The organism is Acinetobacter sp. YH16044 (assembly GCF_013417145.1).
Lineage (GTDB): Bacteria > Pseudomonadota > Gammaproteobacteria > Pseudomonadales > Moraxellaceae > Acinetobacter > Acinetobacter amyesii.
Map to the genome: position 1 here is coordinate 167,931 of NZ_VPEK01000003.1, position 25,213 is coordinate 193,143.

Sequence of the window (25,213 nt, forward strand, 5' to 3'; positions counted from 1 at the left end):
CACTCTCCTTTAGAAGGCTTTGGTCACACTTAATCCTGCACTCCAATTCAAACCATCTGCGGGTTCAAAGAAGCGTCCGTTTCCATCATTGACGATCACTGAACCGACATAGTTCTCATCAAACAAATTATCTGCACGTACATAGGTTTTGACTTTCCAATCTGCTTGTTTCCACACATAACCTGCGTTGGCAGAAACCACGGTATAGCTCGACGCGGCATCACTGTTGGCATCATCGACATAGACTTTATCCATATAGCGAACATCTAGGCCGGCATTAAAGCCAATATCTGGCAGCCAATTCAGTGTGGCAAACGCTTGGTTTTTGGCAATACCCGGAATTTTCGCACCCGATCTAATAGATGACGCTTTAGGTTTCGCTGGATCTGCAGGATTCGGTATTTCTGGAACAAAAGCATCAAATGTGGCATCGATATAACTGTAACTTGCTTGCGCGCTTAAATCTCGCCATAGCTGTTTATTCCATGAAAGCTCAACACCTTCACGTAAGGTTTTATCGGCATTTCTATAGGTTGCACGCCCTTCCTCTGTCCCAGCAGAGACGATGTCATCTTGAGTTTTGCTTTGGAACACCGCTGCAGTGAAATTCCCCCATGCATTTTGTGATTTAAGCCCAAGCTCGTAGTTATCGCTACTGGCTGGTTTTAAATCAAAATTCATGCCGTCATCTTTAGAATAGGCCATTTCTGTAAAGGTCGGTGTTTCAAAACCTTTGGCATAACTGGCATAGACATTCAGTTGAGGCGCAATATTCAAGCTTACTGCTGCTGAAGGTAAAACTTTGTCATAGTCAGTTTTACCGCTGTCATCCTTATTTAAACCCACGACATATTTATCGTCAGATTCATAATGAACATTGCTATATCGTAGCCCTGTATCTAAAGTCCAATTGGGTAAAAAATTCCACGAAGCTTGTACATAGGGATCTAAATTCCACAAGGTGTTATTTTCATTTCGACGAATATTGCCTTTCTTGCCAAAATTTCCATTGGCATCAAAATTTTCGTAGCCTTTACGATCTTCATCCATATAGTCAAGGGCAAGGCCTACTGTCAAACGCGTATTCGGTAAGAGGTCTTTGCCTGTCCAGCGAATATCTGTTCCATAATAATCACGGCTAAAATCAATCACACCGCCTGCATGGCGCACATTATTTTGTGGATTATTGGGGATGGACTGATACTGCACCACATCACGTTGCCCCATATACACCATTGCATTGAGTTCATGCTGCTCATTCAATGGTTTTTTCCACGTCAACCCAGTTTGAGTTTGGCTAATTTCCTTACGTACATCATAGGTATTATTGGCATCATTAACTTGTTTTGGATTTTGACGCAATTGCTCCCGATTCAGACCTTGTGGATCATCGGCATTGATATCCACATGATTCACAATCCAATTGACCTTAGAACCATCATCCAGATCCCAAGTCAGTTTTGCATTGCTAAGTACCTTATTTGCGGAACTATGATCACGGTAACCATCAGTTTCAAAATAAGAAGAACTCACGACATAGCTAGGCTCATTGGCCCGTTCTGAGCCACCTTGCAGCACAATATCAGCACGACTTTTATGATGACTGCCGCCCGAATAGCCGAGTTCGATAGAGTCTTTTCCAGTACCTTGCTTGGTTGTTGTTAAGATTGCCCCACCCGAAGAATTACCGTATAAAGAGGAAAATGGCCCACCCAATACCTCGATATGATTTAAGCTACTCATATCGATATTTGATGTCTGTCCCTGACCATCCGGCATGGTCGCAGGGATTCCATCAACATATAAACGGATACCACGCACACCAAATGTTGAACGTGCGCCAAAGCCTCGCATAGACAGTTGCAAGTCTTGTGCATAGTTTTCACGGTTATTCAGTTGTAGTCCGGGCACACCTTTTAAGGTTTCGGACAGATTCACACCCGTATTGTTATTATTTTCAGCCTGCTGTACACGGTATACCGATGCCGGTGTTTTTAACCATGTGGTATTGGTTCGTGGTGCTTCAATGGTAATCTCAGGAAGTAAAACAGGTTCCGTAGAACCTGTTTCTGCATACAACTGTTGGCTAATACATGCCGTCAGGCAAAGTAAATGTGTCTTAAATGATGTGACGTTAAATTTACTTTGCATAGAGCACCTATTTTAACATTAGAAGATTACCTTAGAGCTTAAACCAATTAGGAAAGCATCATCAACTCGATTTGTTGAGCCTGGGTTAATCACATATTGTAAACTTGGACGAATCATCAACCATTTTGTCGGGTTATGGCTATAGTTCAACTCGACATTATATTCTGCACTTGCATCAAATTTTTCAGCAGAAAGTCGATCATTGACATGCACACGGTTCACGCCCAAGCCAACCATATCGTTTGGTAAACGATCGGCCAATCCAATGTATTTCAAACCCAGCTGCTGTGAGTTATCAACTTTTGTGGTGACACGATCATGCCAAGTAAAATTGGCAAAGCTATGCAAACCACGTTTGCCTTCACCTGTAGACGTTAACTGTTGCTCAATCGCGACCCAACCACCAAAGGTACGATCTTGTGCTTCGCCCGAAATAATGTCTTTTTGATTTTTGACATTATCTGCGGTGTTGTACATCGCACCAAAACGGTAGCTCCCCGGTAAACCATTGACAAATGATTTTGGTGTCCAAACCAATTCTACGGGAATGGTTACGCCATCAGCATGATCTGTATCTAGACTCCAACCTTGACCTTCTGCTTTGGCATTACCATTGTCAGGGTTAAATTCATAAACACCGACTTGTGCCGCAAGTTCTGGCGTTGCTTGGTATTTCACACGTCCACCCCATTGTGAAACTGGAGTATTCATCCACATAGAACCTTGCCATTTACCCATTTGCGCAGCACAAAATGCGGTGCTGGCAAAGTCACATGCCATCACGTTAAAGTCCATACCTAGACCTAAACGACCTGCTTTTACACTAATACCTTGTTCTTTAAAATTCTTTTCAATCGATAATTCAGTTAAACGACTGTCCTGATTACCACGACCAAAATTGGCTTGTGCATTTGCCAATTGAGGAACATCCCCTTGCAAATCACGAACTGAAGTACTTTGACCTTGACGAGCAGTCATTACAGCACGCACAGTCACGCCATCCCAACCTGCAAGTTTTTCCATATCAAGCTGTGTACCTAACCACAATTGGCTGGCTACCGTTGCTGAATGTCCCGAATTACGACCGCCATCGGCAAGATAGGCAGCATCAGCAGCAATATTGGCCTCAAACTTCACACCTTGTTGTGCAAGTTCGGTACGTTTACCATCCCAATCCCCGAGCATGTACTGACCTTTAGTGTCGAATGCTTCTGCGGCGTGAACATGTGTCATGGCTGCTGCAACAAATGCAGGTAGAAGAGCTAGATTGTATTTTTTCATGGTAAAACCTAAATCTGGAGAGAGTCTCTAGACAAGCCACATGGCTTGAAATCTAATGTCACAAAAATTACATAATTTTTCACGTTCTATCTCAGCATTATTTTTATCATTCACAAAACTTTAATTTATCAATAAGTGATTTTAAATAAATCTATTGTTATGCAATATTTTTAGTGATTATTTTTCAATATCTTATATATCTATTAATTCAATTGTTTAACTTCTGATCGCTTATTCAAACTCATTATTGTGACTTGTTGGTTTATTATTCTCACAATTAATAATCAATAACCTATTCATACATTCCCTTAGGCCGTGATGAAACTTGCATTCTGTAGGGCTAGACCCAATAGTATGCATAACTTGACTGATCCATTGCTTCGACCTTTATGCCTGAATTACCAGAAGTAGAAACCACTAAAACCAGTTTATTGCCATTATTGAATGAAAAGGTTCTCAAAGTTGAGGTTTTTCAGTCGAGTCTGCGTTGGCCAATTCCTGACGACATTCAAAAACTCGTCGGACAAAAGCTGCTTCAGCTCAGCCGTCGATCAAAATATATTTTGGCTGAATTTGAACAGGACAGCATGTTGTGGCATTTGGGCATGTCTGGCAGTTTTCGGATTTGTGAAGGTCATGAAGCATTACGAAAGCATGATCATCTGGTGATTCATTTTGAAGATATGCAATTACGCTATCATGATCCGCGCCGTTTTGGCTGTATTTTATGGTTAGATGCATCATCTCAAAGCAAACTGATTGACACGCTTGGCCCTGAACCGCTGAGTGATGCGTTTAATGCTGAATACTTATTCCAAAAATTTAAAAATAAGCAGACCGGTATCAAAGTATCGATCATGGACAATCATATCGTAGTCGGTGTCGGCAATATTTATGCAACGGAAAGCCTGTTTAACCTCGGCATACACCCTGCGCAGCCAGCATCGAGTTTGAGTTTTGAACAAGTTGAAAAAATGGTCATCGAAATCAAACGTATTTTAAAACAGGCAATTGATTTAGGCGGTTCGACTTTACGTGATTACACCAATGCGATGGGCGAAAATGGTTATTTCCAACAAACTCTGCTCGCCTACGGACGTGCCGGTGAAATGTGCATCAACTGTGAAACCATCTTGCAAAATATCAAACTAGGGCAACGTGCATCGGTGTTTTGCCCAGAGTGTCAGCCTTTAAAAAAGGTTAAAATGCTGACTGAGAAAACCGTGAAAGGAAATAACGCATGAAGTCTGCGATTGTTCGCCACATATTAGTCAAAGATAAAGAACTATGTGAGCAACTAAAAAAGAAAATCAAAGGCGGTGCGGAATTTGCCAAAATTGCAAAGCAGCATTCGACATGCCCTTCGGGTAAAAAAGGTGGCGAGCTTGGCGACATTAAAAAAGGCCAGTTGGTTGGCCCAATTGATAAAGCGGTATTTACCCTACCCGAACGTGAACTTCATGGCCCGATCAAAAGCCAGTTTGGCTGGCATTTGTTAGAAATTAAGTTTCGGATGGATTTTTAATCTCCTAAATCCCTCCTTTGAAAAGAAGGAATTCCCCTCCCTTTTTAAAAGGAAGGTCGGAAGGGATTCAATAAAAAACGGCACTTCAAAGTGCCGTTTTCACTGCTAAAGGATTAACCTTTACGTTTTAATTCATCACGAATTTCACGTAGCAATTCGATATCTTCTGGTGTTGCTTCTGGAGCTGGCTCTTCAACTTTTTGACGGCGCACTTTGTTCATCAATTTCACTAACCAGAATACGACCCATGCCAAAAGCAAGAAGTTGATTAAGATAGTTAAGAAGTTACCGTAAGCCAAAACATTAAGGCCTGCATCTTGTGCAGCTTTGAGCGTGGTGAGGTTATTTGGATTATCGCCTAATACAACGAACCAATTTGAATAATCAACGTCACCACCAAGGATCCAAGAAATAAAAGGCATGATAATGTCTTTTACCATGGAATCGATGATTTTACCGAAAGCACCACCAATGATGACACCGACAGCCAAGTCCATCACGTTGCCTTTTATGGCAAATTCTCTAAATTCTTGAATAATACTCATGTGATCTCCAGAAATTTTTTCAGCTTTAATTTTGTGACGAAGTATACATTATATCTGTATAACTATTTCCACCTAATTTACTTGGTTTATATTAGATTCTAAATACCATGTATAAAAATTCACACAAAACATTTTTGATTTTGGTAATACATTCTATTAAAAAGGATTTATCAAAATTATACATGTCGAATTAAATGAATAAAGTCATTCAATTTTTGCATTTTTATTCAAAACACCCATGCATAAAAAAACCGCTAACCTAAGTCAGCGGTTTTTTTGAAACTGTAAAATTAACCGTTACGGTTACGTTTACGTTCGTTTTCAGTCAACCAGCGTTTACGGATACGGATTGACTTAGGTGTTACTTCAACTAATTCGTCGTCTTCAATGAATTCAAGCGCTTGTTCAAGCGTAAATTCAATGTGCGGAACAAGAGTCAACGCATCATCAGTACCAGAAGCACGTACGTTAGTTAGCTGTTTCGCTTTAGTTGGGTTAACAGTCATGTCGTCTGAACGTGAGTTAATACCAACGATCATACCTTCATAAACTTCTAACTGAGGTTTAGCGAATAGACGGCCACGGTCTTGTAAGCTGAATAGTGCATAGCCCAAGCAAGTACCTTGAACCATAGAAATCAACACACCGTTTTGACGTTTCGCAACAGTACCTTGTTTCATTGGACCGTAGTGCGAGAAGCTTGAAGTCATGATACCTGTACCTGAAGTCATTGTTAAGAATTCAGAACGGAAACCAATCAAACCACGTGAAGGAACAGTTGCTTCAATACGGATACGGCCTTTACCGTCAACTTCCATATTGGTCATTTCACCTTTACGGTGACCCATTTGTTCCATTACAGCGCCTTGGTGCTGCTCTTCAACGTCAAAAGTTACGTTTTCGTATGGCTCTTGTTTTTCACCATCAATTTCTTTGATGATTACTTGTGGACGTGATACGCCCATTTCGAAGCCTTCACGACGCATGTTTTCAATAAGAACTGAAAGGTGAAGCTCACCACGACCAGACACTTTGAAACGGTCAGGACTGTCAGTATCTTCAACACGTAATGCTACGTTGTGAATCAATTCGCGATCTAGACGTTCACGGATATTACGTGAAGTTACGAATTTACCTTCTTTACCAGCAAACGGTGAGTTGTTTACTTGGAAAGTCATCGATACTGTAGGTTCGTCTACAGAAAGTGCAGGTAAAGCTTCAACTGCTTTTGGATCACAGATTGTGTCAGAGATATGAAGTTCATCAATACCCGTTACACAAACGATGTCACCAGCAGAAGCTGATTCAACATCGATACGCTCTAATCCATGGTAACCCATGATTTTTAAGATACGACCGTTACGTGTTTTACCGTCTTTGTCGATTACAGTTACAGGAGTGTTTAATTTCACTGAACCACGTTGAATACGACCAACACCGATAACACCTACGAAGCTGTTATAGTCAAGTGAAGACACTTGCATTTGGAATGGACCGTCAACGTCAACCGCTGGTGGTTCAACGATGTCTACAATTGTTTCGAACAATGGAGTCATGTCTTCAGCAAGTTCTTCTGGAGATGGACCAGCCACACCACGAAGACCTGAAGCATATACAACTGGGAAGTCTAACTGTTCGTCAGAACCACCAAGGTTGTCGAACAAATCGAACACTTGGTCAATTACCCAGTCTGGACGAGCGTTTGGCTTGTCGACTTTGTTAATAATTACGATTGGTTTCAAACCACGTGCGAACGCTTTTTGCGTTACAAAACGAGTTTGTGGCATTGGGCCTTCTTGAGAGTCAACAAGAAGAAGTACGCAGTCAACCATTGACATTACACGTTCTACTTCACCACCGAAGTCGGCGTGTCCCGGGGTATCCACGATATTAATACGGTATTCAGTGTTAGTACGCTTGTCTAACCATTTGATTGCAGTGTTTTTTGCAAGAATGGTAATACCACGTTCACTTTCAATAGCGCCAGAATCCATTACACGTTCGATCTCGCCTGCGCGATCGCCAAGAGCACCTGATTGCTGTAAAAGTTTGTCTACAAGAGTAGTTTTACCATGGTCGACGTGCGCGATGATGGCAATGTTACGGAGAGTTTTAATATCTGACATGTGAATTCGATACGCCTAAAGTTTGAGGGCAAATTATACAGAAAAAATATAGATTTTAGTAGTGACAGTTTATTGACAATCGCATTTTTTTTGACGACTGGCACGCTTTTGGTTTTGTAAAGCTGTGTAAACAGATTAGAATAGCGCCACCTAGCCTTAATTTTCAGTGCCGCATGTCTGATTTAAACCAATCTCCCGAAGCAAAAGATCAACTCGATTTAGTCTATGGATTGAATGATCGACCAAAACCTTTTATTGCTTTTCTCGCTGCGTTCCAACATTTATTGGCCATTATTGTCCCAATTGTGACGCCGGGTCTGCTGATCTGTTTGGCACTTGGTGTGTCAAAAGAAGACACCAATATGATTCTGTCGATGTCATTGGTGATCTCTGGTATCGCAACCTTTTTACAATGTAAAAAAGTCGGCCCATTTGGTGCAGGTCTCCTGATTGTACAAGGAACCAGCTTTAACTTTATTGGTCCTATTATCGGTATTGGTTCTGCAATGGTTGCGGCAGGTACACCTGTAGAAGCAGTTATGGCATCTATCTTTGGTGTGGTGATCGCGGGTTCATTCATTGAAATGGGTGTGTCACGAATCTTACCTTGGGTGAAAAAACTGATTACCCCATTGGTAACAGGTATTGTGGTGCTATTGATTGGTCTGACTTTAATTAAAGAAGGCCTGATCAGCATGGGTGGTGGTTATCAAGCCATGGGCAATAAAACATTTGCCAATGCAGACAACCTCATCATGTCATGTACCGTTTTGGCACTGATCATTTTATTGAACCGTGTGCGTATTACATGGGTAAAAAGTTCTGCCATCCTAATTGCCTTAGTCGTGGGTTACATCCTTGCAGGCTTTATGGGTCATTTAAACTTTGATGGTTTAAAAGATGCGCCACTGGTTCAAATTCCAACACCGATGCACTTTGGCCTGAGCTTCTCTTGGAGCTTATTCATTCCAATGGCATTTATCTACCTTGTGACATCTTTAGAAGCGATTGGCGATATTACCGCGACTTCTAAGCTTTCAAATCAAGCTGTAGATGGCCCTGAATGGATGAAGCGTATTAAAGGTGGTGTATTGGTGAATGGTGCAAACTCATTCCTTGCCGGTATCTTTAACACGTTCCCAAGTTCTGTATTTGCGCAAAACAACGGTGTTATTCAGTTAACAGGTGTTGCAAGCCGCTATGTAGGCATTTGGATTGCTGCCTTATTGGTTATTTTAGGCTTACTTCCTGCTGTTGCAGGTGTCATTCAGGCGGTTCCACAAGCCGTACTTGGTGGTGCTGTGATGGTGATGTTCGGTGCTGTGGCTGCCTCTGGTATTAATATTTTGTCAGGCATTCATTTAGACCGCCGCGCACTATTAATCATTGCGATTTCATTGGCATTGGGTCTAGGTGTTGCACAAGTACCACAAATCCTTGAACATCTTCCTGAATTGTTCCGTAATATCTTCAGTTCAGGCGTTGCCACTGGTGGTATCGCTGCCCTTATTTTGAATATTGTTCTTCCTGAAGTGAAGAAGTAAGTTCATTTGTCAAAGAACACTGCCTAGGTTCCGCCCTAGGCAGTGTTTTTTATGATGGAGAAATCTATGGATCTCACAAGTGAAGTCGTTATACGACAGATCGATTTATTACAAGATCGCGTGCTTTTCGTAAATGCACCGACAGATGACTTACTCAGTCAATTGAATGACAATATTAAGCCATCGATTTGGTGCTGGAATTTTAATGATTTTCAGTACTTTCAAAATCAACAGTCAAACGTCCATTTTGGTGTCGATTTTCCTGAAGGTCAGTTTGATCAAGCGGTTATTTTTGTTCCGAAATCAAAAGAACTGCTAAATTATTTATTACACAATGTCGCAAGTCATCTTGCTCAAGGTGCATCTATTTTCCTCGTGGGTGAGAAAAAAGGCGGTGTTGAACGCGCTGCAAAACAATTACAGCCCTTTGGTAAAACACTAAAAATTGATAGCGCGCGTCACTGTCAAATGTGGCAAACCCTATTGGAAAAAACTGTCACACTGAAGCCACTGCAAGATTGGGTGCAAAAATATCCAGTTGAAACCCCAAATGGTGAGCTTACGATTTGCGCACTGCCGGGTGTCTTTAGCCAGAACCGTTTAGATGTGGGTACGGCTACCTTATTGCCTTATTTATCACAGATGACTTCGGGCAAAATTGCAGATTTTGGCTGTGGTGCGGGTGTTATCAGTGCTTATTTAGCCAAACTGAATCCTAAAAATCGTATCTTTGCCATGGATGTAGATGCCTTTGCACTAGCGTCTACACAAATGACATTTGAACAAAATTTGCTTGAACCTGAACAACTTGAGATTAAAGCGGTCACAGGAATCGAGGATGCTCCATTATTTTTACATGCCATAGTCAGCAATCCACCCTTCCATCAAGGGATTCAAACCGACTACAATGCCAGTGAAAATCTATGCAAAATTTCGCGCAGACATTTAAAGTCTGGGGGCGAACTTTGGATTGTAGCCAATCGATTCCTCAATTATCCGACTTTAATTGAGCAACATTATGGTCAATGTACAATCAAAGCCGACCAACAAGGATTTAAAGTCTTGTTTGCGAGCACGCAAAAAAATCTTAAGGAACAATGATGAGCGAAACTCAAAAACCAGCTCAGCTTCAGCGTAAGTTGGGTGCTCGCCATCTCAACATGATTGCAATTGGTGGATCAATTGGTACAGGTTTATTCCTTGCCTCAGGTGCAACCATTGCCAATGCAGGCCCGGGTGGCGCCCTGCTTGCATACTGCTTAATTGGTATAATGATTTACTTCTTGATGACCAGTCTAGGTGAGCTTGCAACACATAATCCAACTTCGGGTGCATTCTTTACCTACGGCACAAAGTATGTCGAGGGTGGTTTCGGCTTCGCTTTGGGTTGGAACTATTGGTATAACTGGGCAATTACCGTGGCATTTGAATTGGTTGCTGTCCAATTCATTATGAAATTCTGGTTTCCAGATATTCCGGGCTTCTACTGGAGTGCGATTTTCCTCGCAATCGTCTTTGCCATTAATGCGCTGACCGTAAAAGGCTTCGGTGAATCCGAATTCTTCTTCTCGCTTGTTAAAGTGCTCGCAATTGTTGCCTTTATCATTATCGGCCTGTTTATGATTGGCAAAATCATGCTGACACCGGGCGTAGAAACATTTGCCAACTGGACCAAGGGTGAAGCCCCATTTGTCGGCGGTTTATCTGCCTTGATTGGTGTGGCCATGATTGCCGGTTTCTCTTTCCAAGGGACTGAAATGGTTGGTGTGGCTGCAGGTGAATCGAAAGATCCTGAAAAGACCATTCCTATTGCCATCAAGCAAATTTTCTGGCGGATCTTGTTGTTTTATATCGTGTGTATTTTCATTATCGGCACACTGATTGCCTATGATGACCCACGTTTATTACAAGCAGCATCTACTGAAAATATTGCACTATCACCATTTACCTTACTGTATGAAAAAGCAGGTTTTGCTTTTGCTGCATCGGTGATGAATGCGGTGATCTTGACTGCGATTTTATCAGCGGGTAACTCTGGTATGTACTCCTCTACTCGTATGCTGTTTGATATGGCACGTAAAGGCAGTGCGCCGAAAGTCTTTGGTCGCTTAGATGCACGTGGCGTACCGATGAATGCGCTTTATGCAACAACGGCGATTGCGGCACTGTGCTTCTTAACCACATTTATCGGTGAACAAGCGGTCTTTAACTGGTTACTGAACATGTCAGGTATGTGTGGCTTTATTGTGTGGCTCGGTATTGCAGTTTCACATTATCGCTTCCGTAAAGGCTACTTGGCTCAAGGCAATAAATTGGAAGATCTTGCTTACCGTGCAAAATTCTTCCCATTTGCACCGTGGTTTGCCTTTATTTTGTGTGCCATCGTGGTCCTTGGTCAGAACTATCAAGCCGTTTTAGATGGTGAATGGTTGGCCGTTGTTTCTACCTATATTGGTATTTTCTTATTCCTTGCCATTTGGTTCGGTTATAAGTGGAAACACAAAACTAAGTTGGTTTCCTATCAAGAAATGGATGTAAAACCAATGAAAGTTGATCAAGAATAATGTGATCACTAAATAAAAAAAGCAGCCTAAGAGCTGCTTTTTTTATGGCTAAAATTGTGTCTCAATACATTCACGCTTTAACAAAATATTTCGTGAGTAATGTTGAGGAATGCTGTCTGATCTATCACCAACAACTGACACGCTCACTCAATCATGTTAAGCACCAAAAATAAAAACGCCCAATGCAATGCATCAGGCGTTTGTTCAAAAGTAACTACGTTTTCAGGTTTGATTTTCAATACTTAAGAAGCATTATGCTGTTGTACAAAGGCAATAAACTCGTCTTCGCTCATCACAGGTACACCCAGCTTTTCAGCCTTTTCTAATTTAGAACCTGCCTTTTCACCTGCAACTACACATTTGGTTTTACCCGAAACACTACCACTGACACGTGCGCCTAAGGCTTGAAGCATTTGCGTCGCTTCATCACGACCCATGGTACTCAATGTCCCTGTAATCACCCAACTCTCGCCATTCAGCGGCTGACGACTTGGTGCAACGGGTGCATCCCAATGAATCCCAGCTGCCAACAAACGATCAACCACTTCGAGGTTATGCGGCGCTTGGAAAAAATCGACAATCCATTCAGCGGTAATATCACCAACGTCTGGCGTTTTTTTCAAGGATTCGAGATCTGCATGACGAATCGCATCAAAGGTTTGGAAGGTATTGGCGAGCATGCGTGCCGTGGTTTCACCCACGCCTCGAATACCGAGTGCATAAATAAATGCACCTAGTGTCGTTTTCTTACTGTTTTCAATAGAATCGATGAGGTTTTGAACCGACTTTTCACCCATTTTTTCAATGGTCAGTAATTTTTCACGATGCTCAGGCAAGCTATAAATATCAGCAACATCTTTGAGCAGATCCAAATGTAAAAGAGATTCCGCCCAACGGTCGCCTAAGCCCTCAATGTCCATAGCTTTACGCGATACAAAGTGACGAATCGCCTCAATACGCTGTGCAGCACAGTACAATCCACCTGAACAACGTGCCAAGGCTTCACCTTCTGGCATCACCACTGGAGATGCGCAGACTGGACAACATGCAGGTAACTGAACTTCTACCGTATCTACAGGACGGAATTCAGGCCATACTTTTTCCACTTTTGGAATCACATCACCGCTACGGTAGACACTGACCGTGTCTCCTACACGTACATCTAGGCGGTGAATTTCACCAATATTATGTAGAGTGACATTGGAAACCGTTACGCCACCGACTGCCACAGGGTTTAAACGCGCGACTGGGGTTAAAGTCCCTGTACGCCCCACTTGCCAATCAATATTTTCAACTGTCGTCAGCGCTGCGACTGCAGGGAATTTATATGCCGTTGCCCAGCGTGGTTCACGACTTAAAAAACCCAATGTTTGCTGCTGCTTCAGGCTATTTACCTTAATCACCATGCCATCAATTTCAACACTCAGGCTTGGACGATCAATGATCATTTGCTCATACGCAGCTTGTACGTCCTGAATGCTGTCACAAATAAAGTGACGTTCACCGACAGCAAAACCAAACTGCGTCAGCCATTCTAAGCTAGCAGACATGGTGGTTTGACCATGATGTGGTTCGCACTGTGCAATGCCATAAGCATAAAAAGCCAATGGACGTGAAGCCGCAATTGCAGGGTCGAGTTGACGTAAGCTTCCTGCTGCTGCATTTCGTGGATTGGCAAAGGTTTTTTCACCATTGGCTTCGTTTTCAGCATTGAGCTTTTCAAAGCCTGACTTTGGCATCAGGACTTCACCACGAACTTCAAGCAGACTTGGAATATTGGTCTGTGTAGAAGTCAGTACTTTAGGCAAATTACGAATGGTTTTTACATTTTGGGTAATATCTTCCCCTGTTTCACCATCGCCCCGTGTCACACCACGGATCAAAATACCATTTTCATACCAAAGAGAAATCGCCAGCCCATCAAATTTTAATTCGACATCATATTCAATTTTTTGATTCGGTAAGCGCTCTTCTACGCGGCGTGCAAAGCCAAATAAATCTTCTGCATTAAATACATTACCCAATGACAACATGGGTACTGCATGTGTCACCGACTCAAATTTGGAGAGCGCTTTACCACCCACTTTATTGGTCGGGCTATCGGGTTGAGTTAGCTCAGGATATTGCTCTTCAAGCGCTTTTAATTGGTGAAAAAGTTGATCATATTCACTGTCCTCAATTTCTGGCGTGTCCATGACATAGTAGGCATGGTTATGCTTCGCCAAGAGTTGAATCAGTTGTCGCATCTGTGCAACGACAGTGGATTGTTGTGTCATACATTCACCATAAAAAAGGGCGGTTCATACTCCGCCCTCAAATTTCATTATCTGTTGCTATTATAGAAACCCACTCGGTGAGTTTCAATCAAAGACGCTTAGACTTCGATGGCTTGACCTTGACGATAATCAATCGCTTGATGACGCCAATGTTCACGCATCTGCGGTGTAAATTCTTGGTTATTTTGATCATACACAGTACCGTCAATTTCACGTGCAATTAGACGTGAAATGCTGTCCATAGTATCAAAGGCATTTTGTACATCGCTGTGTGGAAGCGCCAAGAAGAAGGCCAAACCTTTTACTTCTTCAGTCGATAAAGTTTCAAGATCAAAACCTTGCGCAGCGCCATCATTATTCATTTGTAATACAGAGAATAATAACTTTGTCCCTTCTTCATCATAGCGATGGAAACAGGCCATTTCGCCAAAACGCAGACCGTACTTCAGCAACACTTTTAATGCTTTTTCACCTGACAAGGCACGGCTATCCGGGAACACATTTAAGGCGATATAAGTTTCCGCAGTTGCTAAAGCACTTTCTTCATCAACAATTTTTTGTTCATGTAAATGAGCATCCAAAATACTGCTTTCTTCATCAAAATCGCTAATTTCAGCTTTTTCAATTGCACTATTTACACTAAATTCTGGTGCTTTTTCTGCAGGAACAGCGTCAGCCTGAACATTCGTCGCAGGAGTCGCTGCGTGATTGGCATCGGTGGCTACAGTTGCAACCGTTGCAGATTCTGTTGTTTCTGTAGACAATGTATTGTCTTCTGTTGCAGTTTGAGCTTTTTCAACTGAAACGGGATCCGTCGTAGTCGTCTCAGTCTTTGCCGTCGCCTCAGCGCTCTGCTCTGCTTGTTCCGTTGCCGTTGCTTCTGGAGTTACATTCGCTTGAACAGCTTCAGTCGTTTCAACCGCTGTGACTTTTTCCTCAGCCAAAGTCGGCTCTACACGTTGCGTGGTTTCAGGTGTATTTAACTGATTTCGTACATGGCGCGGAATAACAGGTTGCTGACTATCAGGGTCAATATGTAATTCGGTGTCGAGTGATGGCGCTGCATCCGCAGGTTTACGAAACATCATTCGAATGCCCACAACCATGATAATTACAGCGATTACAATCCCAGCTATAGTGGTGATTTCCATGTTATGCCTCCGCAGCTAAACCGTATTCTTTGGCCTGCTCAATATTCACAGTCACTAATTTTGAAGTTCCTGGTTCTGGCATGGTCACACCAAGTAAGTCAGTTGCCATTGTCATTGCCAGTTTATTGTGTGTAATGTAGATAAATTGCACTTGTTCTGAAAGCTCTTTTACAAGATTACAAAATCTTCCTACATTTGCATCGTCTAAAGGTGCATCGACTTCGTCTAAAACGCAAAATGGCGCAGGATTTAGGCGGAAAATCGCAAAAACCAAAGCCAATGCGGTCAATGCCTTTTCACCACCCGATAATAATGCCAAAGAGCTATTTCGTTTACCCGGTGGTCGTGCCATCAGTTTTACACCCGATTGCCAACCATCTTCAAGGCTTAAACTTGCTTCACCACCATTAAATACTTTCGGAAACAACTCTTGAAGTTCAGCATTAACCTTATCAAAGGTGGTCATAAACAGCTTTCGCGTTTCCTGATCAATGCTTTTCATCGCGGCTTGCAGTTGCTCAACAGTCTTTTGCAAGTCATCAATTTGGTGGCTTAAATCATCAAAGCGTTTAGAAACTTCAGTATATTCTTCTGCCGCAGCCAAGTTGACTGCACCCAATTTATCAAACTGCTGCTGCGCTTTTTCGAGTTTTTGCTGATGGGATACCACATCAATGCTTAAACCTGTCAGCATTTCGCTGTTCATTTCTTTCAATTGTTCTGAATAATGCTGCAAATCAGACTGCGCGGATTGCCAAGCTAGACGCTTTTCTTCCAATTGCGTACGCAATTTTTCATCTTGCTGTTGATGTGAATGGCGTTGTTCAGTCAATGTCTGTTGTTTACTCTGAACATTATTCAGTTCAAGCTGCCAGTCATTCCAGGTTTTTTGTAAACGTTCAGTGACTTGGGCTTGCTCTGAATACTGTGACTCAAGCGCAGGCAATTCTAACTGTACCGGATCGACAAATTTCTTTGCTTGTTCCATCTGTCCAATAATTTGCTGAGTTTGCGCTTTCAAAAAGACCGTGTCTTTTTCTAATAATTCAATCTGTTGTTTCGTCTGTACAGACTGACGACGCACGATTTCCAATTCTTGCTGACTGTGTAGTGCCACTTGCTGAGCACTTTCCAGCGCTAGACTCAATTCCTCAACTTGGAATTGCAAGGTTTTATAATTGGGCAAGGCTTGCTCAAGCTTCATCGTCAGCGCATGCAGATCTATTTCCAAATCATCTTTTTGCATGGCATCTTCTTCAAGCTGTGCTTCAAGTTGCTGCAATTGATCTTCTAACTGCTGCTTTTGTAATGCAAAAGCCTGATGGGAACTTTGTACCTTCGCAATCGCAACATCAGCATTTTGAATGTCTTTTTGCCAATTTTTTAATTGGCTATGTTGCTGTTGCAGATTTTGCTGTAAAGCTTGTACGGCATTTTGCAACTCAGGCAATTGGCCTTCTAGTTGCGTTAGCTTTGGCTGCTGCTCTGCAAGTAATTCAATCAATTCATCCAAGCGAATACGGTGGCTCAATGCACCTTGCCCTGCTTGGCTGTCCTCGTCATAGTCTAGACCAATCACCCAATCCACACCGACATGATAACCATCGAGCGTGAGTATCGACTGACCAACAGCCAGTTTAGCCTGATGACTCAATGCCATCGTCAATGTTTCAGCAATCGCGACCTGCTGCCAGATCGAAAGTTGTGGTGCTTCAATCCACGTCGCCAAAGCGTCTAATCCAACGATTTGTGCTGCTGTGTGATAACTGCCTTTGACCTGACGTGCAATACTGTCTTGAAAATTATCACTGTGTCCCAAGACTTGAGCACTCAGCCATTTAGACAAAAATTTCTCGACCAGTTGCGCATGCTGTTTACCTTGCGTGCTCAACTGCAACTGCTGCATTAAATGTTGACGCTGGCTTTGCTGCTTTGGACTGGCTTTAATCATCAATTGATTTAGGTTTTTCTGCTCGGACAACAGCACCTGTATTTCTGACTTTAACTGCAGCACCGTATTTTTGTGCTGTGCCTGCTGTTCTTGTGCAGCTGCAAGCTGTGTCTGCGTTTCGGCAATCACCTGCTCTTGTTGCGTAATTTGTTGTTCGAGCTGTTGCTTATCTTGCTGATACTGCTCCAACTCATCTTGCTGCGCCTGATGCTGAATTTGACCTCTTTGCTGTTGCAGGGTCTCACGTTGTTGCTCAATACGACCAATATTTTTGGTCAATTGTTCACTCTGCGCCAACATCTGTAGCTTTTGCTGTTGCTGCTTTTCGACTTGCCCACGGCATTGTTCAAATTGTTGAACCGCTTGTTGATGCTGAGCTTTTAAATCGGCTAATTGTTGAGTCTGATCTTGACTACTGCTTTCTTGGCGCTGTAACTGCTCAACAAATCCATCTTGCTGTTCTTGCAGCGTTTCCAGTTGTAACTCTAATAGCTGTAAACGTTCTTTGGTTTGGGCTTTTTGCTTTTCAAGCTCCACCAAACTTGCCGAATTTTGTGCAAATAAACCCTGCTTTTGCTCCAGCGTCATTTTCAACTCAGACAGTTTCTTTTCCGCCTGTTGCCATTCACTTTGTAATGGGGTGGACTGTTGAATAAGCCGTTGAAATAAAGCACTGGTGGAAGATAAGTCATGCTCTAGAGTATTCAGCTCAGAACGCACCAGTTTGAAGGTTTCCCCGAGCTCATTCATCTGAAGCGTGTATTCTTGCTGTAAACGCGTGCTTTGTTCACATTGGAAAGACAGCACTTCGATCTTAATAGTACGAATTTGGGTTTCTAATTCTTTATATTGCACCGCCGTTTCAGACTGACGCTTTAAGGTTTTCAACTGAGACTTCAGTTCTGATGCAATGTCTTCGAGACGTTCTAAATTTTGAGTGGTGTGTTCTAGATGGTGTAAAGTTTCACGACGACGAGCTTGATAGCGAGAAACCCCAGCGGCTTCTTCAATATACACACGCATTTCTTCAGGTTTGGCATCGACCAAACGGTTGATCATGCCCTGTTCAATAATCGCATACGAACGCGGACCTAAACCGGTACCTAAGAAAATATCAGTAATATCACGACGGCGGCATTTGGTGCCGTTGAGGAAATATTCGGATTTACCATCACGATTGACCTGACGGCGAACTGCCAGTTCAGTATAGGCATTATAAGCACCACCTAACTTGCCATAGGTGTTATCAAAACGCAGTTCAACACTCGCCATTCCGACTGGTTTACGCTTTGCCGTTCCGGTAAAAATAACATCTTGCATGGTGCCACCACGCAATTGACGGGCACTGGATTCACCCATAACCCAACGAATGGCATCAATCACATTGGATTTACCACAGCCGTTCGGTCCAACAACCGCACTACGGTTGCCTTCAAATTTTAGAGTTGTGCTATCGGCAAAAGATTTGAAGCCGGAAAGTTTTAAACTGCTTAAACGCATAATGTCCTGATCAGCGGCGTGAACGTCTCGCCCACGCTAATTCGATTTGTTTCATCCGTGTTAGTGATTCCAACACAAGGTTGCGTAAGTGTCGACAAAAATCTTCCATAAATAAAGTGGCTTGATGTGATTTTCTGATTAAAACTGCATCAGTCACCAATTTAAACAAATCAAAAGATTCTTGTATTTCACGTCGTGAAATATTCAGTGTCAGGAAATAACTACGTCTGAGTGATGGCAACAATTCTTGGTAATAACGCATCAGGTAGGTATTTCCCACCATTTCATGCTGACGAGCCATGCCCTGAAAAATCAGATCATAAAACTTTTCGGTATTGCCTTGGCGAGTTTCTACGTCTAATTGTTCAAGTAATAACTGAATACGCTCAGCTTCATGGCTACGCCACGTTTCCGCCATACGATGCACAATTTGACCCAACAATAATGCTGCAATATCAAATAATGAGCGCACTTGTAAAGCCGACATTTCAGAGACTAAGGCGCCACGTCGCGGGTAGATTTCAATGAGTTGGGTCCGTTCTAAAATCAATAAAGCTTCACGAACAGAGCCACGGCTCACATCCAATTCGGCCGCGATTCTGAGTTCCTGAATACGCTCGCCTTCGACCAACTCACCGCGAATGATTTGTTCACCGATGTGTTTGGCAATTTGTTCTGACAAACTGTCCGCTTCTTGTTGTTGCATACTGTTCCTATCTTTTTTTTATAAGATGCAATGTTCAGATTTACACTCAATCTATTTGCATTAGAAACGATAAGCAACCTAATTGAACATGACATTGTCTGACAATCTTGTGTCAACAAAGCCAATTTTGTCAGTCAAAACGGACAATCAAGCGCCAAAGGCTTGCACACCTTGGTAAATAAAATAGCAACCAACTGTTGTTAATAAACATGCAAAACAACGCTTTAGCATAAATGGCGACAACATATGAGCCACTTTCGCACCCAATTTCGCAGTGATGAAGCTCATTACACTAATCCCGATAAATGCATAAATATGGATATAACCAATGGTATTGGGAACCACGATATCGGCTTGATGACCAAACCACATAAAGCCGAGTGCCCCAGCAATCGCAATCGGTAAACCACATGCAGCAGACGTTGCGACTGCTTTTTGCATAATGACGCCATTTTTATTCAAATACGGGACGGTTAAGCTGCCACCACCAATACCGAAGATCGCAGAGGCAATCCCAATGCCACCGCCTGCTGCCATTTGCATGGCTTGTGAGGGTAAATGTTTATTCGGATCGACAGGTGTCGCAGCACCGCGAAACATTTTAAAGGCCACCCAGACTGCAAAAAAGCCGATTAACAGTTGCAAACCCTGCCCTGAGAGATAATCTGCAATGCCTGCACCGAGAAATGAACCGATCACCAAACACGGTGCCAAATTCCGAAAGACATTCCACAGCACTGCACCTTTTTTATGATGAGCCGAAACCGAACTGAGTGAGGTCACAATAATCGTGGCCAAAGACGTGCCTACTGCCATGTGCATAATCACACTGGGGTCATACTGAAGTTGGGTAAAGACGATGAATAAAATCGGTACAATAATCAGGCCACCGCCAACACCAAATAGCCCCGCAGCAAAACCAGCGATTGCACCAATCAGTAAATATATGATTAACTCCATCAATATTATTCCACAACTCTCAGATTCAAATGGATTTAGAGACCAGACACTTACAGCAATTGCTGAGCACAGTACCTCAACCGCCTGAAGTTTTATTACTGAAGCCCATTACTACATCGACCAATGACGATGTCCGTGAGATTGCCAAAAAAGGCATTCAGCATGTTTTGGTATGCAGTGAACAACAGACTCAGGGCCGTGGGCAACGCGATCATCAATGGGTCTCACCCGTTGGTAATATCTATTTAAGCACATTGCTGAATTTACAGACAGCAATAGATGGACGGCTTGCACTTGAAATTGCCTTAAATATCTTGCAAATGCCAAGTTTGCAAAATCTCCCTTTACAAGTGAAATGGCCCAATGACCTATATAGCCCACAAGGCAAATGGGGCGGGATTTTGATTGAACCGATTTCGCCACATCAAGCGATCGTCGGCGTGGGCATGAACTTATTTCCGATTCCATCTGCAGGAATTGAGCAACGTGCAACCTCGTTATCTGAACTCGGACTTCCCTCGCCAAACCGTTTGCAGTTAATTGCTGAACTATATGCAGCGATTCAACTTGCAGGTGAATGGTTCGATCATAACTGCTACAACCTCGCTGCACGATTCAACCATTATGCTGCATTTATGCAACAGCCCGTTGAACTTGAACACCTGCAAGGCAAAAGCCAAGGTCGCTTTCTCGGCATTGAAAATGATGGTTCGATCAACATCCAAACCTCGCAGCGCTTAGAAAATTATTTCCAAGGCCGCTTACGTTTAGCAGATCAATCATAAACAGGATTGCAAAGGCCTACTGATGAAAAAATTATGGCTCGATGTCGGTAATACACGGCTGAAATACTGGATTACCGAATACGATCAAATCATAGAGCATGCTGCGGAACTGCATTTACAGTCGCCTGCCGAACTACTTCTCGGTTTGATCCAACACTTTAAAAGTTTGGACTTAGATCAGGTCGGGATTTCTTCAGTACTCGACAAGAAAAATAATGATCGGATTCAAAAAATTCTTAAATTTTTAGCCGTTCCTGTCACTATTGCCAAAGTACATGCCGAATATGCGGGCTTACGCTGTGCATATGAAGACACCAGTAAATTCGGGATCGACCGTTGGCTGCAAATGCTGGCTGTGGTCAAAGACCCTACACAAAAATACTGTGTCATTAGCTGTGGCACGGCACTCACCATTGACTTAACGGATGGCTTACAACATTTAGGCGGCTATATTTTGCCAAATTTGTATTTACAACGTGATTCGCTCATCCAAAACACCAAAGGCATTAAAATTCCAGATGCCACCTTTGATGAGCTGTCTCCTGGTAAAAACACCATAGACGCTGTTCATCATGGCATCTTGCTCAGCTTGGTCAGCACCATTGAAAAGGTTCTCGACAAATATCCAAGTCAGTTGATTTTAACCGGTGGCGATGCTGCGCTATTTGCACGCTATTTAGAACAATATCAGCCAGCTGTCGAAGCAGATTTGCTGCTTCGAGGCCTACAAAGTTATGTAAATGGCGTGTAATTTAGCCATTTTTTGATAGCAAACTGTGAAAGCGTGATGACCAATGGTGATCACGCTTTTTTATTGATGGTCATTTCATATAAGCGTGGTTACAAATTGTATCGCGATTCATGACCTTTTTTCGTCCAAGGAATTACAATAGCCTGCGATGATCGACAGATACATCAGCAACTTTATAATTTAAAAATGTCTTTCAAGATAGAATATAAGACGAAGAGTATAGATATGAAATTTAAAAATTTACTGGGTTTAAGCCTGCTCGCCTCTACATTATTCTTCGGCGGTTGTACCACGACACAAAATCTAGCCAACTCTAAAATCCCTGCCGAAATCAAATCACAGCTCAGCACCTCTGAAGCAGTTTTGGGCTATTTTGGAGATGAAGATAATCCTGATTACTGCGGCTGCGTATCATATATTGACTCAAGCTATTACATGACTCCAGTCAAAGACGGCTATTACCGTGTACTTTTAGGTCGTAATGCGACAGGTGATTTTTTAGTCCAAGATTTTTACCAAGAAACCAAAACCCCTCAATCCTCACCTGCTTGGGTCAAAGATCCGATGAAACTATTTAGTTTCAGTGGCAGTGACATTGAAGGCCCAGTAACGCTTTATCGCAAAAACGGCAAAGTAGAATCAACCTTTGTGAACCAAGATGGCGTGAGCATCCACGGCGAAGAGTTTTATCCAACAGGACAACGTGGCGCAGCGTATAAAGTCGATGAAAATGGCAATGATGCCTATCGCTTATGGTATGCCTCAGGAAAAATTGCGGCTGAATATGTGGTCGATACCGACGGTGAATATGTTGGTGGCTATAAAGCTTGGCAGGAAGATGGTCGTGAAGCCAATGACGACATTGACGACATTCGTGAACGTGTTGCTTTAGAACTCGACTGATCTTTCAACAGTTCGAACAAACAAAAAAGGCGCAGATTGCGCCTTTTTTCTCTTCAATTGCACCAATTGCATGATTGCAATCTCAGTCTTCACTAAATATCTTATCTACAAAACACGCGATCTATTAAACACGCGCACAGAACCTAGCTAAGCCGTTAAAATCGGCTTTAACACGTGCCACAGTTGTGGAATCTCAGAAAAGCCATCCTGTGCTGTGAAATGCCCCGCTTCTTTCACCTCATAAATTTGTGCATTTATAAAATTGCCCAATTGGATCGCAACCGGCGGCGGCACGATAGGATCATTGGATGAAATCAAGCTGATACAAATCGGCATATAGGTCTGTAAAACACCACTATCCATTTTTGCACGTTGAATAAATGCGGTTAATTCAGGTTGTGTCGGTAAACTACTTTTAAAACCCGATACAAAAACGCCCGCTTTAATCCGTGTGCCATGCTTTTCAAAATATTGATTGAGATAATGCAGCGTGGTTAAACACCCCAAACCATGTGCAATCACAATGGTATTTTCATCCAAATCAGGCATTTGCAACGCTAGAAATTTCTGCCAATGGTCAAAATCAGGTTGTGCCGCATTTGCCATCACGATGCGTCGAGAATAATGTCCTGCTTCTTGCAGCTTTCGTCCCAACCAAGGAAACCAATGATCATTCGGCGATGCATCATGACCATGAACAATATAGATCTTTTGGCTTTCTGGCGTATGCAGTGTATTCATGATTTGATTCTTATTTTAGGTGATTATTTTTAGTGAAGCTTTCAATTTGCAGTTCGGCAAATTTTCACCTCTGTTTTAAACCTGTCACCTACACGCTCTCAATGTCAATTTGGCATCTTTTTGTAATGATTTAGCTCAGTTCGGTATCTATCTGCTGGTATAGCAAGATTCCTTCATCCAGTACTTGCTATCAAATGTACCCTACCACTTTACTTGAACGCACAGTCTCGTCAAATTGCAGCCATAAAAAAAGGCGCAGAAAGCGCCTTTTTTTCAGTCCAAATTACTTCGGATCTTTACTGCCAAACAATGGACCCATGCCACCGCCGCCAAATTGTTTTTGCATATTGCCTAATGATTTCATCATTTTTGCCATACCCGTTGGGTTGGCAAATTTCTTCATCATTTTCGCCATTTGCGCATGTTGCTTGATGAGTTTATTCACTTCAGCAACATCCATACCACAGCCTGCTGCAATACGTTTTTTACGGCTTGGATTCATCAAGTCTGGGTTACGACGTTCTTTAATGGTCATCGATTGAATAATCGCTTCCATTTTCTTCACTTGCTTTTCAGGATTTGCTTGTGCAATTGCATCTTGAATCCCTGAGTTGCTCATGCCTGGAAGTTTATCCAGGAAGCCCATCATGCCGCCCATTTTGTTCATTTGTTCAAACTGCATCAGCATATCTTCAAAGTTGAAGCTACCGCCTTTTTGCAGTTTTTTCGCCATTTTTTCGGCTTTTTCTTTGTCGATTTTACGTTCAACTTCTTCGACCAAAGAAAGTACGTCACCCATACCCAAAATACGCTGTGCGATACGTTCAGGATGGAATGGCTCTAGGGCATCGAGTTTTTCACCCATACCCAAGAATTTAATCGGCTTGCCAGTAATAGCACGAACAGAAAGTGCCGCACCACCACGTGCATCACCATCCGTTTTTGTCAGGATCACACCTGTTAAAGGCAAAGCATCATTAAAGGCTTTTGCCGTATTCGCCGCATCCTGACCGGTCATGGCATCAACCACGAACAATGTTTCAGTCGGCTTAATCGCTGCATGCAGCTCTTTAATTTCATCCATCATTTCGTCGTCTACATGTAAACGACCTGCTGTATCGACAATCAAGACATCAGCAAATTGAATTTTTGCTTGCTCGATCGCACGATTTGCGATGGTAATCGGTTTTTCGTCTGCGCTAGATTCAAAGAAAATCGCGCCAACTTCACCCGCAACTGTTTGTAGCTGTTTAATCGCTGCTGGACGATAAACGTCGGCAGACACCATTGCTACTTTTTTCTTTTGACGTTCTTGTAAGAAACGTGCAAGTTTTGCCGCAGTGGTTGTTTTACCCGCACCTTGTAAACCTGCAAGAAGCACAACAACTGGTGGTTTTGCCGCTAGGTCTAGGCTTTCATTCGCCTCACCCATCATTTTGGTCAATTCGTCATGAACGATTTTGACGAAAGCCTGCCCCGGTGATAACTGAGTCATCACTTCTTGGCCTAATGCTTCTTCCTTAACTTTCGCGATGAATTCACGAGTTACAGGTAACGCAACATCGGCTTCAAGAAGTGCCATACGTACTTCGCGTAACGTATCTTTAATATTGTCTTCGGTTAGCTGCCCTGAGCCAGTAACATTTCTTAAACTCTGCGTGAGTCGTTCTGTTAAGGTATCAAACATTGCAAAATCCGCTTAAAATAGCCATGAGCAAAAAATTGTTTCTTAAAATAGAAAATTTATGCATAG

19 protein-coding genes are annotated in these 25,213 nt (G+C 42.6%); 8 read left to right on the forward strand and 11 right to left on the reverse strand.

What is annotated here, in order from left to right:
- Positions 1-9: 9 nt before the first annotated feature.
- Positions 10-2,151, reverse strand: coding sequence for a TonB-dependent receptor (locus tag FTV38_RS03595; RefSeq protein WP_180021389.1), 2,142 nt, complete (start codon positions 2,149-2,151; stop codon positions 10-12).
- A gap of 18 nt (positions 2,152-2,169) precedes the next feature.
- Positions 2,170-3,432, reverse strand: a complete 1,263-nt coding sequence (locus FTV38_RS03600; RefSeq protein WP_180021391.1) for a carbohydrate porin — start codon at positions 3,430-3,432, stop codon at positions 2,170-2,172.
- A 389-nt stretch (positions 3,433-3,821) separates the two neighbouring features.
- Between FTV38_RS03600 and mutM the strand changes: the two genes are divergently transcribed.
- Together mutM and FTV38_RS03610 are read left to right on the forward strand one after the other, a co-directional pair.
- Positions 3,822-4,676 (forward strand): bifunctional DNA-formamidopyrimidine glycosylase/DNA-(apurinic or apyrimidinic site) lyase, encoded by an 855-nt coding sequence (mutM, locus tag FTV38_RS03605; protein WP_180021393.1) that lies wholly within the window; start codon positions 3,822-3,824, stop codon positions 4,674-4,676.
- Entirely contained in the window at positions 4,673-4,957 is a 285-nt protein-coding gene (locus tag FTV38_RS03610; protein WP_180021395.1) for a peptidylprolyl isomerase, read from the forward strand. The genes mutM and FTV38_RS03610 overlap by 4 nt, the downstream gene beginning before the upstream one ends.
- A 113-nt stretch (positions 4,958-5,070) precedes the next feature.
- Here the strand turns inward: FTV38_RS03610 and mscL are convergent, their stop codons facing one another.
- Together mscL and typA are read right to left on the reverse strand one after the other, a co-directional pair.
- Entirely contained in the window at positions 5,071-5,502 is a 432-nt protein-coding gene (gene mscL / locus FTV38_RS03615; RefSeq protein ID WP_180021397.1) for a large conductance mechanosensitive channel protein MscL, read from the reverse strand.
- 290 nt (positions 5,503-5,792) lie between these two features.
- The gene (typA, locus tag FTV38_RS03620) at positions 5,793-7,628 is read right to left on the reverse strand and encodes a translational GTPase TypA (protein WP_111884800.1); all 1,836 of its coding nucleotides are present in this window, start codon (positions 7,626-7,628) and stop codon (positions 5,793-5,795) included.
- Positions 7,629-7,801: 173 nt separating this feature from the next.
- Between typA and FTV38_RS03625 the strand changes: the two genes are divergently transcribed.
- From FTV38_RS03625 to FTV38_RS03635, 3 genes are all read left to right on the forward strand, one after another.
- A complete protein-coding gene (locus FTV38_RS03625; protein ID WP_180021399.1) occupies positions 7,802-9,172 on the forward strand; it encodes a uracil-xanthine permease family protein in 1,371 nt (456 codons plus the stop codon).
- A 66-nt stretch (positions 9,173-9,238) separates the two neighbouring features.
- Positions 9,239-10,273 carry a methyltransferase gene (locus FTV38_RS03630; protein ID WP_180021401.1) on the forward strand — a complete coding sequence of 345 codons (1,035 nt, stop codon included), beginning with the start codon at positions 9,239-9,241 and terminating at the stop codon, positions 10,271-10,273.
- Positions 10,273-11,736 carry an amino acid permease gene (locus tag FTV38_RS03635; RefSeq protein WP_180021403.1) on the forward strand — a complete coding sequence of 488 codons (1,464 nt, stop codon included), beginning with the start codon at positions 10,273-10,275 and terminating at the stop codon, positions 11,734-11,736. The genes FTV38_RS03630 and FTV38_RS03635 overlap by 1 nt, the downstream gene beginning before the upstream one ends.
- Before the next feature lie 242 nt (positions 11,737-11,978).
- On the opposite strand, the gene ligA is transcribed toward FTV38_RS03635, so the two are convergent.
- From ligA to FTV38_RS03660, 5 genes are all read right to left on the reverse strand, one after another.
- Positions 11,979-14,012: an NAD-dependent DNA ligase LigA gene (gene ligA, locus FTV38_RS03640; RefSeq protein ID WP_180021405.1), complete on the reverse strand. Its 2,034-nt coding sequence runs from the start codon at positions 14,010-14,012 to the stop codon at positions 11,979-11,981.
- A gap of 98 nt (positions 14,013-14,110) precedes the next feature.
- Positions 14,111-15,163 (reverse strand): cell division protein ZipA C-terminal FtsZ-binding domain-containing protein, encoded by a 1,053-nt coding sequence (locus tag FTV38_RS03645; protein ID WP_180021407.1) that lies wholly within the window; start codon positions 15,161-15,163, stop codon positions 14,111-14,113.
- 1 nt (position 15,164) lies between these two features.
- On the reverse strand, positions 15,165-18,614 hold the full coding sequence (gene smc / locus FTV38_RS03650; RefSeq protein WP_180021409.1) for a chromosome segregation protein SMC: 3,450 nt from the start codon (positions 18,612-18,614) through the stop codon (positions 15,165-15,167).
- A gap of 10 nt (positions 18,615-18,624) precedes the next feature.
- Entirely contained in the window at positions 18,625-19,320 is a 696-nt protein-coding gene (locus FTV38_RS03655; protein ID WP_180021411.1) for a GntR family transcriptional regulator, read from the reverse strand.
- A gap of 147 nt (positions 19,321-19,467) precedes the next feature.
- Positions 19,468-20,280 carry a sulfite exporter TauE/SafE family protein gene (locus tag FTV38_RS03660; RefSeq protein WP_180021413.1) on the reverse strand — a complete coding sequence of 271 codons (813 nt, stop codon included), beginning with the start codon at positions 20,278-20,280 and terminating at the stop codon, positions 19,468-19,470.
- Between the two features lie 29 nt (positions 20,281-20,309).
- Between FTV38_RS03660 and FTV38_RS03665 the strand changes: the two genes are divergently transcribed.
- From FTV38_RS03665 to FTV38_RS03675, 3 genes are all read left to right on the forward strand, one after another.
- Positions 20,310-21,065, forward strand: coding sequence for a biotin--[acetyl-CoA-carboxylase] ligase (locus FTV38_RS03665; protein ID WP_168378524.1), 756 nt, complete (start codon positions 20,310-20,312; stop codon positions 21,063-21,065).
- Positions 21,066-21,087: 22 nt separating this feature from the next.
- Positions 21,088-21,816 carry a type III pantothenate kinase gene (locus FTV38_RS03670; protein ID WP_168378523.1) on the forward strand — a complete coding sequence of 243 codons (729 nt, stop codon included), beginning with the start codon at positions 21,088-21,090 and terminating at the stop codon, positions 21,814-21,816.
- Between the two features lie 225 nt (positions 21,817-22,041).
- Entirely contained in the window at positions 22,042-22,719 is a 678-nt protein-coding gene (locus tag FTV38_RS03675) for a hypothetical protein (RefSeq protein ID WP_180021415.1), read from the forward strand.
- A 147-nt stretch (positions 22,720-22,866) separates the two neighbouring features.
- Here the strand turns inward: FTV38_RS03675 and FTV38_RS03680 are convergent, their stop codons facing one another.
- Positions 22,867-23,460, reverse strand: coding sequence for an alpha/beta hydrolase (locus tag FTV38_RS03680; protein ID WP_180021417.1), 594 nt, complete (start codon positions 23,458-23,460; stop codon positions 22,867-22,869).
- 283 nt (positions 23,461-23,743) lie between these two features.
- A complete protein-coding gene (gene ffh, locus FTV38_RS03685; RefSeq protein WP_078191163.1) occupies positions 23,744-25,147 on the reverse strand; it encodes a signal recognition particle protein in 1,404 nt (467 codons plus the stop codon).
- Positions 25,148-25,213 lie beyond the last annotated feature (66 nt).

Bases quoted from the DNA above. Each gene is read 5' to 3' on its own strand.
- FTV38_RS03595 (WP_180021389.1), bottom strand. From the start codon at position 2,151: ATGCAAAGTAAATTTAACGTCACATCATTTAAGACACATTTACTTTGC.
- FTV38_RS03600 (WP_180021391.1), bottom strand. From the start codon at position 3,432: ATGAAAAAATACAATCTAGCTCTTCTACCTGCATTTGTTGCAGCAGCC.
- mutM (WP_180021393.1), top strand. From the start codon at position 3,822: ATGCCTGAATTACCAGAAGTAGAAACCACTAAAACCAGTTTATTGCCA.
- FTV38_RS03610 (WP_180021395.1), top strand. From the start codon at position 4,673: ATGAAGTCTGCGATTGTTCGCCACATATTAGTCAAAGATAAAGAACTA.
- mscL (WP_180021397.1), bottom strand. From the start codon at position 5,502: ATGAGTATTATTCAAGAATTTAGAGAATTTGCCATAAAAGGCAACGTG.
- typA (WP_111884800.1), bottom strand. From the start codon at position 7,628: ATGTCAGATATTAAAACTCTCCGTAACATTGCCATCATCGCGCACGTC.
- FTV38_RS03625 (WP_180021399.1), top strand. From the start codon at position 7,802: ATGTCTGATTTAAACCAATCTCCCGAAGCAAAAGATCAACTCGATTTA.
- FTV38_RS03630 (WP_180021401.1), top strand. From the start codon at position 9,239: ATGGATCTCACAAGTGAAGTCGTTATACGACAGATCGATTTATTACAA.
- FTV38_RS03635 (WP_180021403.1), top strand. From the start codon at position 10,273: ATGAGCGAAACTCAAAAACCAGCTCAGCTTCAGCGTAAGTTGGGTGCT.
- ligA (WP_180021405.1), bottom strand. From the start codon at position 14,012: ATGACACAACAATCCACTGTCGTTGCACAGATGCGACAACTGATTCAA.
- FTV38_RS03645 (WP_180021407.1), bottom strand. From the start codon at position 15,163: ATGGAAATCACCACTATAGCTGGGATTGTAATCGCTGTAATTATCATG.
- smc (WP_180021409.1), bottom strand. From the start codon at position 18,614: ATGCGTTTAAGCAGTTTAAAACTTTCCGGCTTCAAATCTTTTGCCGAT.
- FTV38_RS03655 (WP_180021411.1), bottom strand. From the start codon at position 19,320: ATGCAACAACAAGAAGCGGACAGTTTGTCAGAACAAATTGCCAAACAC.
- FTV38_RS03660 (WP_180021413.1), bottom strand. From the start codon at position 20,280: ATGGAGTTAATCATATATTTACTGATTGGTGCAATCGCTGGTTTTGCT.
- FTV38_RS03665 (WP_168378524.1), top strand. From the start codon at position 20,310: ATGGATTTAGAGACCAGACACTTACAGCAATTGCTGAGCACAGTACCT.
- FTV38_RS03670 (WP_168378523.1), top strand. From the start codon at position 21,088: ATGAAAAAATTATGGCTCGATGTCGGTAATACACGGCTGAAATACTGG.
- FTV38_RS03675 (WP_180021415.1), top strand. From the start codon at position 22,042: ATGAAATTTAAAAATTTACTGGGTTTAAGCCTGCTCGCCTCTACATTA.
- FTV38_RS03680 (WP_180021417.1), bottom strand. From the start codon at position 23,460: ATGAATACACTGCATACGCCAGAAAGCCAAAAGATCTATATTGTTCAT.
- ffh (WP_078191163.1), bottom strand. From the start codon at position 25,147: ATGTTTGATACCTTAACAGAACGACTCACGCAGAGTTTAAGAAATGTT.